This is a genomic window from Pseudomonas sp. ML96 (genome assembly GCF_000761545.1).
Lineage (GTDB): Bacteria > Pseudomonadota > Gammaproteobacteria > Pseudomonadales > Pseudomonadaceae > Aquipseudomonas.
The window spans coordinates 248,685-265,908 of record NZ_JPMY01000002.1; the positions used below are offsets into that span (position 1 = coordinate 248,685).

Sequence of the window (17,224 nt, forward strand, 5' to 3'; positions counted from 1 at the left end):
TTGCTTGCGTGTTCGCTTGATCCGACCTCATCCGCGGCGGATCGTTGACCTGCACTATAAGTGAAGCGCAGAAGCGAGGCAGTCACAGAATGGCTCGCATGATGCCGATTCGGCCAAAAGCTGGAAAATTGGCGTCAAATGACCGATGGTTGTATTCAGGGTTATTACCAGTGGTAGCATCAAGCCATCATTCAGCCCGCAAGGCTGCATAACGATCCGATGTCAGTCATGAACGAGCAAGAAGACCCCAGCCGCGACCGGCTCAAGCAACACTTCGCCAAGCGCGTTATTTACCAAGCGCGCCAGGTGCTGGAAGTGTGGCAGCGCCTGCAGCAGGAAGAATGGGGCACCAGCGTGATGGCCGAACTGGTCGAGGCCAACCTCGGCCTGCTGCGCTATGCCGAACGTTTCGAACAGGACCTGCACATCCAGCTGGCCCGCTCCATCGGCCATTGCCTGGAGGGGGTGGAAGCCAACCGCGGCCGCCTGACCAGCGCCCTGATCACCGAGCTCAACCAGCTGATGCAGCGCCTGTCGCGCACCGGCCTGCGGCATGGCGACCAGTACGAGCAGACCTACCTGCCGCCACTGCGCAAACCGGTCTACCTGGCCCTGCAGGATCATGATCGCGCCGAACGCCTGGCCCAGCAGCTGGAGTTCTTCGGCCTCAGCGCCCAACAACTGGACAACGCCGCCGCCTTCCGCGCGGCCATGGCCGAGCGCCACCCCTCGGCCATCCTGATGGAGGTCGACTTCGCCGGCCCCGGCCAAGGTCTGGTCCTGGCCAGCGAGGCGCAGCAGGGCCTGGAACAGAAGCTGCCGTTGCTGTTCTTCAGCCATGAAGATGTCGACACCCCAACCCGCCTGGCCGCCGTACGCGCCGGCGGCCAGGAGTTCTTCACCGGCACCCTGGACGCCTCCGGACTGATCGAACGCATCGAAGTGCTGACCAACGTGGTCCACTACGAACCCTACAAGGTGCTGATCGTCGACGACTCGCGGGCCCAGGCCACGCATACCGAGCGCGTGCTGAACAGCGCCGGCATCGTCACCCGCACCCTGACCGAGCCGATCCAGGCCATGGCCGAGCTGGCCGAGTTTCAGCCGGAACTGATCATCCTCGACATGTACATGCCTGACTGCAGCGGCACCGAGCTGGCCAAGGTGATTCGCCACAACGACCGCTACGTCAGCGTGCCGATCATCTACCTGTCCGCCGAGGACGACCTGGACAAGCAGCTCGACGCCATGAGCGAGGGCGGCGACGACTTCCTGACCAAGCCGATCAAGCCGCGCCACCTGATCGCTACCGTGCGCAACCGCGCGGCGCGAGCGCGCAACCTCAAGGCGCGCATGGTGCGCGACAGCCTCACCGGGCTGTTCAACCACACCCATACCCTGCAGCTGCTGGAAGATGCGCGCTTCCGCGCCCGTCGCGACGGCCAGCCGCTGACCTTCGCCATGCTCGACATCGACCACTTCAAGAAGGTCAACGACACCTACGGCCACCCCATGGGCGACCGGGTGATCAAGAGCCTGGCGCTGTTCCTCAAGCAGCGTCTGCGCAAGACCGACCACATCGGCCGCTACGGTGGCGAGGAATTCGCCGTGGTTCTGCCGGACACCGACGCCGCCACCGCGGCCAAGGTGCTCGACGAGATTCGCCGGCGCTTCGCCGAGATCCACTACCCGGCGCAACCGCATGATCTGTCCTGCACCTTCAGCTGTGGCATCGCCGAAATGACCGAGGGCATGGACAGCAACAGCCTGTCCAAGCAGGCCGACGAAGCGCTCTACGTCGCCAAGCGCGGCGGGCGTAACAAGGTCGAGGTGTACCGCGAGGAAGCGTGACGCGCTTCACGCAGTCATCAGGCTGTAACCAAACCGCAATAACCTTTCGGGCACCACCTCAGTCGTTTTCTGGTGCCCGAACATGCGTCTCAAGCAGCTCACTAACCTCTCCACCGCGCTCCTGGTAGCCGCCTGCGTCGCCCTCGGCGCCACGCTCTGGTGGTCGGAGGGCGCCCTGGAGCGCCCCTACCTGCTGATGCAGCGTTATCTGGGTCTGTCCCAGCAGTTCCAGCAGCAAGTCGCGGACAACGTCCAGGCCTACCTCGGCAGCGGCGACGCCCTGCGCCACAAGCAGGCCCAGCAAGCCATCGAGCAACTGGAAGGCCAGCTCGCCGAACTGCCGCCGGAGTTGGCCGACAAGCTGCGCCCGAGCCTGGGCGAGCTGAACCAGTTCGTCGCCGGCGACCTGCTGGCCGCCGGCAAGCTGGCTGGCGATCCCCAGGGCCTGCTGCTGCAGGCCGAACGCGAGATCGACGGCGCCCTCGACCAGTTGCACAAGTATGCGGCGGACAGCGGCAACGTCCAGGCCGCGCTGTACTCCAAGCCTCTGTTCCAGGCCGCCCAGCACCTGGTGCGCCTCAGCCATGCTCGCGGCAAGCTGGTCACCAGCGGCCGCGAGGAGCTGGCCGCCGATGTCGAGCGCGAGCTGGCTGCACTGACCCAGAACGCCAGCGAACTGGACAGCCTGCCGTTGCTCGGCGTGGCCGACAGCAGCGACTCCAACAACAGCTTCGCCGCCATGCTCGGCCTGGCCAGCGATGGCGAACAGGAGCAGGCCGAGGACAAGGGCATCGCCCTCAAGCGCGAGCTGAGCAGCCTGATCAAACGCTACCCGGCCGAGCTGCAGCGCACCCAGGCGCTGATCCGCCAGCGCGCGGAACTGGCCAGTGCCAGCAGCGCGCGCATCGATGATCTGCAGCAGGCACTGGCCGCGCTGGAGCCGCAGGTGCGCGCCGAACACGGACGCATCCAGGGCGAAGTGCGCCTGGTCCAGGGCCTGGTGATCGGCCTGATCCTGCTTATCGCCCTGGGCCTGGACCGCATCCAGCGGCGCCTGAGCAATCTGCTCGGGCGCCTGGCCCCGGAACTCTCCACCTGGGCCGCTGGCGACTTCTCCGGCGAGGTGCGCCTGGACTCGAATACCCGCGAGCTGCGCGATATCGAGGAATCACTCAATCACCTGCGCCGCTACCTGGTCGAGCTGGTCGGCACTATCCACCAGCACGCCGGCGAGGTGGCCGGCAGCAGCCGCACCCTGGCCGAACTGAGCCAGGGTCTGCATGGCGGCGCCGAGCGCCAGTTGACCGACACCGCGCAGATTCGCGATGCCCTGGGCGAGCTGGAAGGCACCATCGCCCAGGTCGCCGACGACGCCAGCCAAGCCGCCGAGGCCAGCCGCGCGGCCAGCCAGGCAGTGGAACAGGGTCAACGGGTGATCGAGCAGAGCCTCACCGGCCTGCATGCGCTGGTCGGCGAGGTGCAGGGCAACGCCCAGTCCATCGAACAGCTGGCCGCCGAGACCGCCACCATCGGCTCGGTGCTGACGGTGATCCGCGGCGTGGCCGAGCAGACCAACCTGCTGGCGCTCAACGCTGCCATCGAGGCCGCGCGCGCCGGTGAAGCCGGGCGTGGCTTCGCCGTGGTGGCCGACGAAGTGCGCTCGCTGGCGCAGCGCACCAGCGGCGCCACCGAGGAAATCCAGCAACTGATCGCCCGCCTGCAGCAGGCCGCCCAGCAATCGGTCTCGGCGATGCGCGCCCAGGTCGAGCATGCCGAAGCTACCGCCGGCCAGGCCGAACAGGCCGACGGTGCCCTCGACGAAGTGGTCGGCGCCATCCGCACCATCGCCAGCATGGCCGAACGCATCGCCGAAGCCACTGCCCAGCAGGGCGGCGCCGCCAGCGAGATTCGCGACCGCAGCGAACGCATCCATCACCTCGGCGGCGACAACCTGACCCGCATCGGCGAGGGCCGCGTCCAGGGCGAACAGCTGCTGCAACTGGGCGGCCGCCTGCACACGGCGGTGCAGGCCTTCCGCGTGTAGGCCGGGCGCGGCCGTCCGTCATCGGCAATATCCGCTCATGCACTGCGCCGTTGCGTCGCCTAGGGTCGCTCGCCCGACTTGGGTATGATGCCGCCACGTCTCTCGTGCGAGCCCGCCATGCGCCGTCTGCTGCCCCTGCTCCTGCTGCTGTTCACCCTGCCGGCCATGGCCGGTCTGTTCGATGATCCCAAGCCGCGCGGCGTGATCGACGACGCGCCGCTGAACAACAGCGGCGACTTCCTGCCGGTGCGCGATGCGTTCCGCCTGAGCCTGGTGAGCAGCGACGCCAAGTCGGTGAAGCTGCGCTTCGTCAACGCCGAGGGCTACTACCTCTACCGCCACCGCTTCCAGTTCCGCATCGAGCCCAGCGACCTGGCCAAGGGCGAAGCCGTGCTGCCGGCCGGCGAGCCCAAGCACGATGAATACTTCGGCGATGTCGAGGTGTACTACGGCATCACCGATGTCGAACTGCCAATCGACAACCCCATCGACCTGCCCTTCACCGTGCATGTCAGCTACCAGGGCTGCGCCGACAAGGGCCTGTGCTATCCGCCGGAGAACGAGCGCATCGAGGTCGACGGCAAGGGGGCTGCACCGGCCAACAGCGCGGCCACGGCCCCTGCTCCAGCCGCCACACCCGCCGGCTGGACCTGGAAGGAGCTGGCACTGTTCTTCCTCGGTGGCCTGGCCCTGACCTTCACCCCCTGCGTGCTGCCGATGCTACCGATCCTCACCGGCGTGGTCCTGCGTGGCCGCCCGGGTGGCGCGCGCAGCCTGGTGCTGTCGCTGGCCTACGTGCTGCCGATGGCGCTCAGTTTCGCCATCCTCGGCGCGCTGATGGGCCTGTTCGGCGCCGAACTCAACCTGCAGGCACGCCTGCAGTCGCCCTGGGTGCTGGTGCCCTTCGCCATCTTCTTCGCTCTGTTCGGCGCGGCCAGCCTAGGCTTCCTCGAACTGCGCCTGCCAGCCGCCATCGACGGCCCGCTGCAACGCCTGAGCCAGCGCCTGAACGGCGGCACCGTGTTCAGCGCCGCCGCCCTTGGCGTGCTCTCCAGCCTGCTGGTCTCGCCCTGCGTGTCGGCGCCACTGGCCGGCGCCCTGCTCTATATCAGCGCCAGCGGTGATGCCCTCGGCGGCGGCCTCAAGCTGCTCGCCCTGGGCCTGGGCATGGGCGCGCCACTGGTGCTGTTCGCCGTCGGTGGCGGCGCCCTGCTGCCGAAGTCCGGCAACTGGATGATCGGCGTGCGCAACCTGTTCGGCGCCCTGCTGTTGGCCGTGGCCATCTGGCTGCTGGAACGCGTCGTGCCCGGCCAGGTCAGCCTGGCGCTGTGGGGACTGTGGGCCGCTGGCATCGCCCTGTGGCTCGGCGTGCTGGAACTGACGCCCAAGACCCACCACCAGAAACTGGCCCAGCTGTTCGGCCTGCCGCTGCTGGTCTACGCAGTAGTCGCCTGGGTCGGCGCCCTACAGGGCGCGAGCGACCCGCTGCGCCCCCTGGGCCATGCCGAGGCCGCCGCCAGCGTACAAACCAGCGTCGCGCACAGCGAATGGCAGACCATTACTACCCCGGCCGAGCTGGACGCCGCCCTCACCGAGGCGAAGAGCGCCGGCCAGCCGCTGCTGCTGGACTGGTACGCCGACTGGTGCATCAGCTGCAAGGTGATCGAGCGCGAAGTACTGACAGCGCCGAGCGTGACCGCGCAGCTGGGCGGCTATCGGCTGATCCGCTTCGACATCACCGAGAGCAACCCAGAGCAGCGCACCCTGCTCGACCGCTACCAGTTGTTCGGCCCGCCGGCGATTCTGTTCTTCGGCAAAAAGGGTGACGAATGGTCGGATTTGCGTGTCGTAGGTGAAATCAGCGCCGCCGACTTCGCCGAACGCCTGACCCGCGCCGCCGCCCGCCAGAACTGACCTCGTCATATTTCTGCCGTAAATTTCGTCCATCTTGCCGGCTACTCCCGGCAACTGGACAGCCCGCAGCGCTTTCGGCATAGTCCCGGCCATTCCAAGGTCAGAACAACAAGGAAGCGCCCATGGCCACTCTCCTGGTGCTGCACGGCCCCAACCTCAATCTGCTGGGCACCCGCGAGCCCGACAAATACGGCGCCACGACCCTGGCCGAGATCAATCAGGACCTCGAGCAGCGCGCCCGCGCCGCCGGCCATCACCTGATGTACCTGCAGAGCAACGCCGAGTACGAACTGATCGACCGGATTCATGCGGCGAAAGGTGAAGGAGTCGACTTCATCCTGATCAATCCGGCGGCTTTTACCCATACCAGCGTCGCATTACGTGACGCATTGCTGGCAGTGAGCATCCCATTCATCGAAGTGCACCTGTCCAACGTGCACAAACGCGAACCTTTCCGCCATCACTCCTACTTCTCCGACGTAGCGGTGGGAGTGATCTGCGGCCTTGGCGCCAGCGGTTACCGACTGGCCCTGGAGGCCGCCCTGGAACAATTAGAACGCCCCTGACCTCACCCTTGGGAGTTGCAAAACTATGGATATCCGTAAAGTCAAAAAACTGATCGAGCTGCTGGAAGAGTCCGGTATCGACGAGCTGGAGATCCGCGAGGGCGAAGAGTCCGTGCGCATCAGCCGCCACAGCAAGCAGCCGGCCTACGCCCCGCAGCCGGTATACGCCGCCGCTCCGGCTCCGGCCGCCGCACCTGTTGCAGCTGCCGCTCCGGCCGAAGCCGGCGCCCCGGCCGCCGCCAAGCTGAACGGCCACGTGGTCCGCTCGCCGATGGTCGGCACCTTCTACCGCGCTGCTTCGCCGACCTCGGCGAACTTCGCCGAAGTCGGTCAGACCGTGAAGAAAGGCGACATCCTGTGCATCGTCGAAGCCATGAAGATGATGAACCACATCGAGGCCGAGGCCAGCGGCGTGATCGAATCGATCCTCGTCGAGAACGGCCAGCCGGTTGAGTACGACCAGCCCCTGTTCACCATCGTCTGATGACGGGGAGCCCGTAATGCAGAAGCTGGAAAAAGTCCTGATCGCCAACCGTGGCGAAATCGCCCTGCGCATCCTGCGCGCCTGTAAGGAAATGGGCATCAAGACGGTCGCGGTCTACTCCACCGCCGACCGCGACCTGATGCACCTGGGGCTGGCCGACGAGACCGTGTGCATCGGCCCGGCGCCGGGCGCGCAGTCCTACTTGAGCATCCCGGCGATCATCAGCGCCGCCGAAGTCACCGGCGCCACTGCGATCCACCCGGGCTACGGCTTCCTCGCCGAGAACGCCGACTTCGCCGAACAGGTGGAGAAATCCGGCTTCGCCTTCATCGGTCCAACCGCCGACGTGATCCACCTGATGGGCGACAAGGTTTCCGCCAAGGACGCCATGATCAAGTCCGGCGTACCGGTGGTACCCGGCTCCGACGGCCCGCTGCCGGAAGACGAAGAAGAAGCGCTGCGCATCGCCCGTGAAGTGGGCTACCCGGTGATCATCAAGGCCGCTGGCGGCGGCGGTGGTCGCGGCATGCGCGTGGTGCACAAGGAAGAAGATCTGATCAAGTCGGCCAAGCTGACCCGCACCGAGGCCGGTGCCGCGTTCGGCAACCCGATGGTCTACCTGGAGAAATTCCTCGGCAATCCGCGCCACGTGGAAGTCCAGGTACTGTCCGACGGCCAGGGCAATGCCATCCACCTGTACGACCGCGACTGCTCGCTGCAGCGCCGTCACCAGAAGGTCCTGGAAGAAGCTCCAGCCCCGCTGATCGACGAGAAGGCCCGCGCCGAAGTGCTCAAGCGCTGCGTCGATGCCTGCGTCGAGATCGGCTACCGCGGCGCCGGCACCTTCGAGTTCCTCTATGAAGACGGTCGTTTCTACTTCATCGAGATGAACACCCGCGTGCAGGTGGAGCATCCGGTCACCGAAATGGTCACCGGCATCGACATCGTCAAGGAGATGCTCAGCATCGCCGCCGGCAACAAGCTGTCGATCAAGCAGGAAGACGTGAAGATCATCGGTCACGCCCTGGAGTGCCGGATCAACGCGGAAGACCCGGACAACTTCATGCCCTGCCCCGGCAAGGTGAAGCACTACCACGCCCCGGGCGGCAACGGCATCCGTGTCGACTCGCACCTGTACAGCGGCTACTCGGTTCCGCCGAACTACGACTCGCTGATCGGCAAGCTGATCAGCTACGGCCGTACCCGCGACGAAGCCATGGCGCGCATGCGCAACGCCCTGGAAGAGATCGTGGTCGACGGGATCAAGACCAACATCCCGCTGCACCGCGACCTGACCCGCGACAAGGGCTTCCTCAAAGGGGGAGTGAACATTCACTACCTCGAGAAGAAGCTGGGCATGGACAAGCACTAAGCCGTCCTGCCACACACAGGGGCCGCCTTCGGGCGGCCCCTGTCGTTTCGGCGCCTGAACTGGCGGGCCGCCGCCCCCTCAAGTAAGCTGCGCGCCCACGCTACACCGCACACGAGGTTCGCCATGCCCTGGTTACAAGTCCGTCTCGCCATCACCCCGGAACAGGCGGAGACCTACGAGGATGCCCTGCTCGGCGTCGGCGCCGTGTCGGTGACCTTCATGGATGCCGAGGATCAGCCGATCTTCGAGCCGGACCTGGGCACTACCCCGCTGTGGTCCAACACCCACCTGCTGGCCCTGTTCGAGGCCGACACCGACCCGGCCAACCTGGTCGCGCACCTGCAGTTGCTCACCGGTGGCGAGCTGCCGGCCCACGAGATCGAGCACATCGCCGATCAAGACTGGGAACGCAGCTGGATGGACAACTTCCAGCCCATGCGTTTCGGCCGGCGCCTGTGGATCGTGCCGAGCTGGCACGCCGCGCCGGAGCCGGAAGCGGTCAACCTGCTGCTCGACCCGGGCCTGGCCTTCGGTACCGGCACCCATCCGACCACCGCGCTGTGCCTGGAATGGCTCGACGGCCAGGAGCTGAATGACTGCACGGTGATCGACTTCGGCTGCGGCTCAGGCATCCTCGCCATCGCCGCCCTGCTGCTCGGCGCACCGCAGGCCATTGGCACCGATATCGACCCGCAGGCCCTGGAGGCCTCGCGCGACAACGCCGGGCGCAACGGTATCGATCCGGCGCGCTTCCCGGTCTACCTGCCCGCCGACATGCCGCAACAACCGGCCGAGGTGGTGGTAGCCAACATTCTGGCCGGCCCGCTGGTGTCGCTGGCGCCGCAGATCACTGCACTGGTCAAAGCCGGCGGCCGCCTGGCGCTGTCCGGCATCCTCGCCGAGCAGGCCGAGGAAGTACGCGCCGCCTATGAGGGCGCCTTCGACCTCGATCCGACCGCGATCAAGGACGGCTGGGTGCGTATCAGCGGGGTGAAGCGCTAGCAGCGCTTGTATTCCCAGGCCCCTGCTTGGGTAAACTAGCGCCCTGTTTCGCACGGACCGCCGCATGACCGACAGCTTCGTCACCCAATGCCCCCACTGCCGTACCAGCTTCCGCATCAGTCGTGCGCAGCTGGGCGCAGCCCATGGCGCGGTCCGCTGTGGCGCCTGCATGCGCGTGTTCAACGCCGCCCAGCAATTGCTGGTGGACCAGAACCGCGCCAGCAAGCCGGCCACACCAACGCCAACGCCGCCGCCCGCTCCTGCTCCGGCCAAGCCGGCCGCGCCCGTTGCAGCGGCGCCTGTCGCCCCGATGCAGCCCAGCGCACCGACGCCGCCAGCCCCCGTAGCTCCGGCACCCGTGGCCACACCGAGCCCGGCGCCTGAGAAGAAGTCCGTCGACACCCTGTGGATTCACGACGACCTGGACCTCGACAGCCTCGACCTGGACGAGGAGCTGGCCAAGCTCGAAGAGCAAGAGCTGCAGCTGTCCCGCGAATTCCTGGCGATGGACAGCTCGGCCAAGCCCGCCGAGCACCTGCCGCACCAGGACGAAGAAGACAATCGCCACGACGAAAGCTGGGCCGAATCGCTGATCAAGGACGAGCCGCCACGCAAGCCGGCGCCGCTCAGCGTTGCCCGCCCGCCCGTGGAGGCGCCGGTCGAGCCGATTTTTGCCGCCCGAACCGAGCCAGCAGAAGCAGTACCTGCGCCCGTCACCAAGCCCGTCACCGAGCCACCGCGCGAACGCGACGAGCCGGCCATCGGCGACCTGCGCGCCGACGACGAGGATGAGAGCGAGGAAATCGGCGACGGCGACTACCGCGTCGCGGCCGAGCCCGTGGTGGTGCCCAGCAAGCCCGCGCGCAGCGAGCCAGCTCTGCGCGACAATGGCCTGCTCGACCTGAATGACGATCCGCTGCAGCTGGACTGGCAGCAGCCGAAGAAACCCTGGGGCCGCTGGATCGGCTGGGGCCTGCTGAACCTGATCGCCGCCGGCGCCCTGGCCACCCAGTACGTGGCCTACCACTTCGAGGAACTGGCGCGCCAGGACCAGTACCGCCCCTGGTTCGAGACCATCTGTCCGGAGATCGGCTGCACCCTGCCGTCCAAGGTCGATATCGCGCAAGTGCGCAGCACCAACCTGGTGGTGCGCAGCCATCCGCAGTACATGGACGCGCTGATGGTCGACGCCATCCTCTACAACCGCGCCCAGTTCGCCCAGCCCTTCCCGCTACTGGAACTGCGCTTCGCCGACCTCAACGGCCAGCTGATCGCCAGCAGCCGTTTCCGCCCCAGCGAATACCTCAGCGGCGAGCTGGCCGGCCAGGACGAAATGCCGCCGCAGACCCCGATCCACATCTCCCTGGAGATCAAGGACCCGGGCGCCAGAGCGGTCAACTACAGCCTCAGCTTCTACTCCCCGGAATAGCCTGCAAGCGCCGGATTTCCGGCACTTGCAGGCTGTCACCTAGCCAACGGCAATAACCCGATGGCTGCTCATAATTTGTTCAAAACAGCCTTTATCCGGTCACCGAGAGCGGGTATCATGCCCTCCCTTTTTCGCACTCCCCCGATCGCCGTTCCGCACTTTGGCAGGCTACGCCATTGCCGGAAACGACCCTCGAGACAACAGGGATGACCATGTCGGTGGTACACATCGGCCCTTACACACTGCCCAATCAGCTGATCCTCGCCCCCATGGCGGGCGTCACCGATCAGCCGTTCCGGCAGCTGTGCCGGCGCCTGGGCGCCGGGATGGTGGTCTCCGAGATGGTCACCAGTGACGTGCGCCTGTGGAACAGCCGCAAGTCGCGCCTGCGCCTGATCCACGAGGGCGATCCCGAGCCACGCTCGGTGCAGATCGCCGGTGGGGACCCCGAGATGCTGGCCGAAGCCGCCCGTCGCAATGTCGAACTGGGCGCGCAGATCATCGACATCAACATGGGCTGCCCGGCCAAGAAAGTCTGCAACAAGGCCGCCGGCTCGGCGCTGATGAAGGATGAAGAGCTGGTGACGGCGATCCTCGATGCGGTGGTCAAGGCGGTCGACGTGCCGGTGACCCTGAAGATCCGCACCGGCTGGGACCGCAGCAACAAGAACGGCATCACCGTGGCCAAGATCGCCGAACAGGCCGGCATCAGCGCCCTCGCCGTACACGGCCGCACCCGCGCCGACCTGTACACCGGTGAAGCCGAGTACGACACCATCGCCGCGATCAAGCAGGCGATCTCCATTCCGGTGTTCGCCAATGGCGACATCGATTCACCGCACAAGGCCAAGGCCGTGCTCGACGCTACCGGCGTCGATGCGCTGCTGATCGGCCGTGCGGCGCAAGGGCGACCGTGGATCTTCCGCGAAATCGCTCATTACCTGGCGACCGGCACGGAGCTGCCGGCACCAACACTATACGAAGTAGAACGGATCCTGCTGGAGCACCTGGCCGCCTTGCACGCCTTCTATGGCGACCTGATGGGCGTACGCATCGCCCGCAAGCATGTCGGCTGGTACCTGGCAACTCTACCCGGCGCCCGCGAGTTTCGCGCCGAGTTCAATCGTCTGGAAAGTACGGACGCACAGTGCACCGCCGCTCGGCAGTTTTTCGCCGAGCAGAACAACAAAGGAGAAGGGGTGGCCGCATGACGAGGATGACCGAGCCTTTTTTTGAGCAATCAGTTTTTGATGGGGCAGTACCCGTGAGCGACAACGCCAACCTGAAGCAGCACCTGAACACTCCGTTCGAGCAGGGCCAAACCCTGCGCGACAGCGTGGAGAAGGCTCTGCACAACTACTTCGCCCATCTCGAGGGGGCCGACGTCACCGACGTCTACAACCTGGTCCTCACCGAGGTCGAGGCGCCGCTGCTGGAGACCGTGATGAACTACGTCAAGGGCAACCAGACCAAGGCCTCCGAGCTGCTCGGCCTGAACCGCGGCACTCTGCGCAAGAAACTCAAGCAATACGATCTGCTGTAAGCCTCGAATACATGGAAAAGGGCGGCCCCCAATACAAAAAAGGGCTCGCCCTTTTTTACTGAATCTCCAGCTCCGATGGACTTTGCAATGACCGACCAGACCACCCGCCTCCCCGTTCGCCGCGCCCTGATCAGCGTCTCCGACAAGACCGGCATCCTCGAGTTCGCCCGTGAACTCGTCAGCCTGGGCGTGGAAATCCTCTCCACCGGCGGCACCTACAAGCTGCTCAAGGACAACGGCGTCGCGGCCGTGGAAGTCGCCGATTACACCGGCTTCCCGGAAATGATGGACGGCCGGGTGAAGACCCTGCACCCGAAGATCCACGGCGGCATCCTCGGCCGTCGCGCGCTGGACGGCGACGTGATGGAGCAGCACGGCATCAAGCCGATCGACCTGGTCGCGGTCAACCTCTACCCCTTCGCCGCCACCGTGGCCAAGCCGGGCTGTGACCTGGCCGACGCCATCGAGAACATCGACATCGGCGGCCCGACCATGGTCCGCTCCGCGGCGAAGAACCACAAAGACGTGGCCATCGTGGTCAACGCCAGCGACTACGCCGGCATTGTCGAGTCGCTGAAGGCCGGTGGCCTGAGCTACGCCCAGCGCTTCGACCTGGCACTGAAAGCCTTCGAGCACACCGCTGCCTACGACGGCATGATCGCCAACTACCTGGGCACCATCGACCAGAGCCGCGACACCCTGAGCACCGAAGAGCGCGGTTCCTTCCCGCGCACCTTCAACAGCCAGTTCATCAAGGCCCAGGAAATGCGCTACGGCGAGAACCCGCACCAGAGCGCGGCGTTCTACGTGGAAGCCCAGAAAGGCGAGGCCAGCGTCGCCACCGCCATCCAGCTGCAGGGCAAGGAACTGTCGTTCAACAACGTGGCCGACACCGACGCCGCGCTGGAGTGCGTGAAGAGCTTCGTCAAACCGGCCTGCGTCATCGTCAAGCACGCCAACCCGTGCGGCGTGGCCGTAGCCACCGACGCCGAAGGCGGCATCCGCAAGGCCTACGACCTGGCCTACGCCACCGACACCGAATCGGCCTTCGGCGGCATCATCGCCTTCAACCGCGAGCTGGACGGCGAAACTGCCAAGGCCATCGTCGACCGCCAGTTCGTCGAAGTGATCATCGCCCCGAAAATCTCCCAGGCCGCCCGCGACGTGGTTGCCGCCAAAACCAACGTACGCCTGCTCGAGTGCGGCGAATGGCCGGCCGAGCGCAGCGCTGGTTGGGACTTCAAGCGCGTCAACGGTGGCCTGCTGGTACAGAGCCGCGACATCGGCATGATCAAGGCCGAAGACCTGAAGATCGTGACCAAGCGCGCGCCGAGCGAGCAGGAAATCCATGACCTGATCTTCGCCTGGAAAGTGGCCAAGTTCGTCAAATCCAACGCCATCGTCTACGCCAAGGGCCGCCAGACCATCGGCGTCGGCGCCGGCCAGATGAGCCGCGTCAACTCCGCACGCATCGCCGCGATCAAGGCCGAGCACGCCGGCCTGCAGGTCGCCGGTTCGGTGATGGCCTCCGACGCCTTCTTCCCGTTCCGCGACGGCCTGGAGAATGCGGCCAAGGTCGGCATCACCGCGGTGATCCAGCCGGGCGGTTCGATGCGCGATGCGGAAGTCATCGCTGCGGCCGACGAAGCCGGCATCGCCATGGTATTCACCGGCATGCGCCACTTCCGCCACTAACCGTGGCACGGCCGCGCTGAAGCGCCCGTCTGCGTTGTTGGAGGCCGATTCGCCGATGCTCATTGCCACCAGGCAACTGCGCTCGTCGAACCGACCTCCGCCTAGCAGCCAGAGGTTTCATCACGGCCCGATGGATTGTTAGAAGCAAGATTTTCGTAGGGTGGATAACGTTCTGTTTATCCACCAAACGGGCCCAAGGCCCGCCTCCACTGGGAGAGAAACATGAATGTATTGATCATCGGCAGCGGCGGTCGTGAACACGCCCTGGCCTGGAAAGTGGCGCAGGACAAGCGCGTCGAGAAGGTCTTCGTCGCCCCGGGCAACGCCGGCACCGCCACCGAAGCTAAGTGCGAAAACGTGAGCATCGACGTGCTGGCCATCGAGCAGCTGGCCGACTTCGCCGAGAAAAACGTGCAGCTGACCATCGTTGGCCCGGAAGCGCCGCTGGTGAAGGGCGTGGTCGACCTGTTCCGCACCCGCAAGCTGGACATCTTCGGCCCCACCGCCGCCGCCGCCCAGCTGGAAGGCTCCAAGGCCTTCACCAAGGACTTCCTGGCGCGCCACAACATCCCCACCGCCGACTACCAGAACTTCACTGAAGTCGAGCCGGCGCTGGCCTACCTGCGCGAGAAAGGCGCGCCGATCGTGGTCAAGGCCGACGGCCTGGCCGCCGGTAAAGGCGTGATCGTCGCCATGACCCTGGCCGAAGCCGAAGAAGCCGTGCGCGACATGCTGTCGGGCAACGCCTTCGGCGATGCCGGCGCGCGCGTGGTGATCGAGGAATTCCTCGACGGCGAAGAAGCCAGCTTCATCGTTATGGTCGACGGCGAGAACGTGCTGCCGATGGCCACCAGCCAGGACCACAAGCGGGTTGGCGATGCCGACACCGGTCCGAACACCGGCGGCATGGGCGCCTACTCGCCGGCCCCAGTGGTCACCGCCGACGTACACAAGCGCGTGATGGACGAAGTGATCTACCCGACCGTGCGTGGCATGGCCGCTGAAGGCAACGTCTACACCGGCTTCCTCTACGCAGGTCTGATGATCGACAAGGCCGGCAAGCCGAAAGTCATCGAATTCAACTGCCGCTTCGGCGACCCGGAAACGCAACCGATCATGGTGCGCCTGGAGTCCTCGCTGGTGCTGCTGGTCGAGGCTGCCCTGGCCAAGGCGCTGGACAAGGTCGAAGCGACCTGGGACCCGCGTCCGACCGTGGGTGTGGTGATCGCCGCTGGCGGCTACCCGGCCGACTACGCCAAGGGTGACGTGATCGAAGGTCTGGACGCCGCTGCCAAGATCGACGGCAAGGTGTTCCACGCCGGTACCGCGCTGAACGCAGCCGGTGAGATCGTTACCGCCGGCGGCCGTGTGCTGTGCGCCACCGCCATCGGCAAGAGCGTGTCCGACGCCCAGCAGCAGGCCTACCGCCTGGCCGAGCAGATCCGCTGGAACGGCAGCTTCTACCGCAAGGACATCGGCTACCGCGCCATTGCCCGCGAAAACGGCGAAGGCTGATTTTCAGCCGATAGAAAAAGGCCCCGCACTGCGGGGCCTTTTCATTTCTGCATCGTGATCAGTGCCAGTCGCGCAGATCGCGGTCCTTGGTCTCCGGCATCAGGAACAGGCCGATGATGAAGGTCATCACCGCCACCACAATCGGGTACCACAGCCCGTAGTAGATGTTGCCGGTGGCGGCGACCATGGCGAAGGCGGTGGTCGGCAGGAAGCCACCGAACCAGCCGTTGCCGATGTGGTACGGCAGCGACATCGCGGTGTAGCGGATGCGTGTCGGGAACAGCTCGACCAGCAGCGCCGCGATGGGCCCGTAAACCATGGTCACGAACAGCACCAGGATGGTCAGCAGCAGCACCAGCATCGGCGTGTTGATCTGCGCCGGATCGGCCTTGGCCGGGTAGCCGTGGCTGCGGATCACCTCGGTCATCTTCAGGTTAAAGGCATCGGACTCGGCCTTGAACTGATCGGCCGGCATACCGGCGCCGGAGAACGAGGCGATGGTCTGCTCACCGATGCGGATGCTCGCCGGAGTGCCGGCCGGCGCCTCCTCGTTGGCATAGTTCACCGAGTTACGGGCGAGGAAGCCCTTGGCAATATCGCAGGAGCTGACGAACTTCGCGGTGCCCACCGGGTTGAACTGGAACGAGCACTCGTTCGGGTCGGCCACCACGGTGACCGGGGCCGAAGTCTGCGCCTGCTCCAGCGCCGGGTTGGCGTAGTGGGTGATCAGGCCGAACAGCGGGAAGTAGGTCAGCGCGGCGATCAGACAGCCGCCGAGGATGATCGGCTTACGCCCGATCTTGTCCGACAGCCAGCCGAAGACGATGAAGAACGGCGTACCGATCAGCAGCGACAGGGCGATCAGGATGTTCGCCGTGGCGGCCTCGACCTTGAGCGTCTGGGTCAGGAAGAACAGCGCGTAGAACTGGCCGGTGTACCACACCACCGCCTGGCCGGCGGTGCCGCCGAACAGGGCGATCAGCGCCATCTTGGCGTTTTCCCAACGACCGAAGGCTTCGGTCAGCGGCGCCTTGGAGGTCTTGCCCTCTTCCTTCATCTTCTTGAACGCCGGGCTCTCGCTGAGGGTCAGGCGAATCCACACCGAGATGCCGAGCAGGACGATGGAGAGCAGGAAGGGAATGCGCCAGCCCCAGGCGGCGAACTCTTCCTCGCCGAGCCAGGTACGGGTGCCGAGGATCACCAGCAGCGAGAGGAACAGGCCCAGGGTCGCGGTGGTCTGGATCCACGAGGTGTAGAAGCCGCGGCGGCCGTGTGGAGCATGCTCGGCCACGTAGGTCGCCGCACCGCCGTACTCGCCGCCCAGCGCCAGGCCCTGGAACAGCCGTAACACGATGAGGATCACCGGCGCCGCGATGCCCCACGAGGCATAGGACGGCAGGATGCCGACGATGAAGGTCGACAGGCCCATGATCAGGATGGTGATGAGGAAGGTGTACTTGCGCCCGACCAGATCGCCCAGGCGACCGAACACGATGGCGCCGAACGGACGCACGGCGAAGCCGGCGGCGAAGGCCATGAGGGCGAAGATGAAGGCTGCGGTCGGGTTAACCCCCGAGAAGAACTGCGCTGCGATGATGGCCGAGAGCGAACCGTACAAGTAGAAGTCGTACCATTCGAACACGGTGCCGAGGGAGGAGGCGAAAATGACTTTCCGCTCCTCCGAGGTCATGGGACCAGCCGGTGCATGGCCGGAGTCTGCAGTTGCCACACTCATGGGTGCCGCCTCCTGACATCCGTCGACAAAGGCGGAATCGCCCTCTTGCGGACGTCTTTCTTGTGATTGTTCTA

Annotated in this window: 12 protein-coding genes and 1 pseudogene; 12 read left to right on the forward strand and 1 reads right to left on the reverse strand. The window is 65.7% G+C overall.

Annotated features, from left to right (window positions below):
• The first annotated feature begins 219 nt into the window (after positions 1 to 219).
• From IP89_RS01375 to purD, 12 genes and pseudogenes are all read left to right on the forward strand, one after another.
• Positions 220 to 1,851, forward strand: a complete 1,632-nt coding sequence (locus tag IP89_RS01375) for a PleD family two-component system response regulator (RefSeq protein ID WP_305809603.1) — start codon at positions 220 to 222, stop codon at positions 1,849 to 1,851.
• 1,534 nt (positions 1,852 to 3,385) lie between these two features.
• Positions 3,386 to 3,895: pseudogene (locus IP89_RS23845) on the forward strand (methyl-accepting chemotaxis protein); the annotation flags it as partial.
• 117 nt (positions 3,896 to 4,012) lie between these two features.
• On the forward strand, positions 4,013 to 5,809 hold the full coding sequence (locus tag IP89_RS01385; protein WP_043307098.1) for a protein-disulfide reductase DsbD: 1,797 nt from the start codon (positions 4,013 to 4,015) through the stop codon (positions 5,807 to 5,809).
• 122 nt (positions 5,810 to 5,931) lie between these two features.
• Positions 5,932 to 6,375 (forward strand): type II 3-dehydroquinate dehydratase, encoded by a 444-nt coding sequence (aroQ, locus tag IP89_RS01390; protein ID WP_043307099.1) that lies wholly within the window; start codon positions 5,932 to 5,934, stop codon positions 6,373 to 6,375.
• Between the two features lie 25 nt (positions 6,376 to 6,400).
• The gene (gene accB, locus IP89_RS01395) at positions 6,401 to 6,859 is read left to right on the forward strand and encodes an acetyl-CoA carboxylase biotin carboxyl carrier protein (RefSeq protein ID WP_043307100.1); all 459 of its coding nucleotides are present in this window, start codon (positions 6,401 to 6,403) and stop codon (positions 6,857 to 6,859) included.
• A 16-nt stretch (positions 6,860 to 6,875) separates the two neighbouring features.
• Positions 6,876 to 8,231 (forward strand): acetyl-CoA carboxylase biotin carboxylase subunit, encoded by a 1,356-nt coding sequence (gene accC / locus IP89_RS01400; protein WP_043307102.1) that lies wholly within the window; start codon positions 6,876 to 6,878, stop codon positions 8,229 to 8,231.
• 123 nt (positions 8,232 to 8,354) lie between these two features.
• Entirely contained in the window at positions 8,355 to 9,233 is an 879-nt protein-coding gene (gene prmA / locus IP89_RS01405) for a 50S ribosomal protein L11 methyltransferase (RefSeq protein ID WP_043307103.1), read from the forward strand.
• 64 nt (positions 9,234 to 9,297) lie between these two features.
• The gene (locus tag IP89_RS01410) at positions 9,298 to 10,662 is read left to right on the forward strand and encodes a DUF3426 domain-containing protein (protein ID WP_043307104.1); all 1,365 of its coding nucleotides are present in this window, start codon (positions 9,298 to 9,300) and stop codon (positions 10,660 to 10,662) included.
• A 212-nt stretch (positions 10,663 to 10,874) separates the two neighbouring features.
• Positions 10,875 to 11,873, forward strand: coding sequence for a tRNA dihydrouridine synthase DusB (dusB, locus tag IP89_RS01415; protein WP_043307226.1), 999 nt, complete (start codon positions 10,875 to 10,877; stop codon positions 11,871 to 11,873).
• A complete protein-coding gene (gene fis / locus IP89_RS01420) occupies positions 11,870 to 12,205 on the forward strand; it encodes a DNA-binding transcriptional regulator Fis (RefSeq protein ID WP_043307105.1) in 336 nt (111 codons plus the stop codon). Before dusB ends, fis begins: the two co-directional genes overlap by 4 nt.
• Before the next feature lie 87 nt (positions 12,206 to 12,292).
• Entirely contained in the window at positions 12,293 to 13,900 is a 1,608-nt protein-coding gene (gene purH / locus IP89_RS01425; protein ID WP_043307106.1) for a bifunctional phosphoribosylaminoimidazolecarboxamide formyltransferase/IMP cyclohydrolase, read from the forward strand.
• A 222-nt stretch (positions 13,901 to 14,122) separates the two neighbouring features.
• Complete coding sequence (purD, locus tag IP89_RS01430; RefSeq protein ID WP_043307107.1) at positions 14,123 to 15,415, forward strand: phosphoribosylamine--glycine ligase; 1,293 nt, start codon at positions 14,123 to 14,125, stop codon at positions 15,413 to 15,415.
• A 58-nt stretch (positions 15,416 to 15,473) separates the two neighbouring features.
• Here the strand turns inward: purD and IP89_RS01435 are convergent, their stop codons facing one another.
• On the reverse strand, positions 15,474 to 17,150 hold the full coding sequence (locus IP89_RS01435; protein ID WP_156114961.1) for an MFS transporter: 1,677 nt from the start codon (positions 17,148 to 17,150) through the stop codon (positions 15,474 to 15,476).
• Positions 17,151 to 17,224 lie beyond the last annotated feature (74 nt).

Coding starts and splice junctions, on each gene's coding strand:
- IP89_RS01375 (WP_305809603.1), top strand. CDS start 220: ATGTCAGTCATGAACGAGCAAGAAGACCCCAGCCGCGACCGGCTCAAG.
- IP89_RS01385 (WP_043307098.1), top strand. CDS start 4,013: ATGCGCCGTCTGCTGCCCCTGCTCCTGCTGCTGTTCACCCTGCCGGCC.
- aroQ (WP_043307099.1), top strand. CDS start 5,932: ATGGCCACTCTCCTGGTGCTGCACGGCCCCAACCTCAATCTGCTGGGC.
- accB (WP_043307100.1), top strand. CDS start 6,401: ATGGATATCCGTAAAGTCAAAAAACTGATCGAGCTGCTGGAAGAGTCC.
- accC (WP_043307102.1), top strand. CDS start 6,876: ATGCAGAAGCTGGAAAAAGTCCTGATCGCCAACCGTGGCGAAATCGCC.
- prmA (WP_043307103.1), top strand. CDS start 8,355: ATGCCCTGGTTACAAGTCCGTCTCGCCATCACCCCGGAACAGGCGGAG.
- IP89_RS01410 (WP_043307104.1), top strand. CDS start 9,298: ATGACCGACAGCTTCGTCACCCAATGCCCCCACTGCCGTACCAGCTTC.
- dusB (WP_043307226.1), top strand. CDS start 10,875: ATGTCGGTGGTACACATCGGCCCTTACACACTGCCCAATCAGCTGATC.
- fis (WP_043307105.1), top strand. CDS start 11,870: ATGACGAGGATGACCGAGCCTTTTTTTGAGCAATCAGTTTTTGATGGG.
- purH (WP_043307106.1), top strand. CDS start 12,293: ATGACCGACCAGACCACCCGCCTCCCCGTTCGCCGCGCCCTGATCAGC.
- purD (WP_043307107.1), top strand. CDS start 14,123: ATGAATGTATTGATCATCGGCAGCGGCGGTCGTGAACACGCCCTGGCC.
- IP89_RS01435 (WP_156114961.1), bottom strand. CDS start 17,150: ATGAGTGTGGCAACTGCAGACTCCGGCCATGCACCGGCTGGTCCCATG.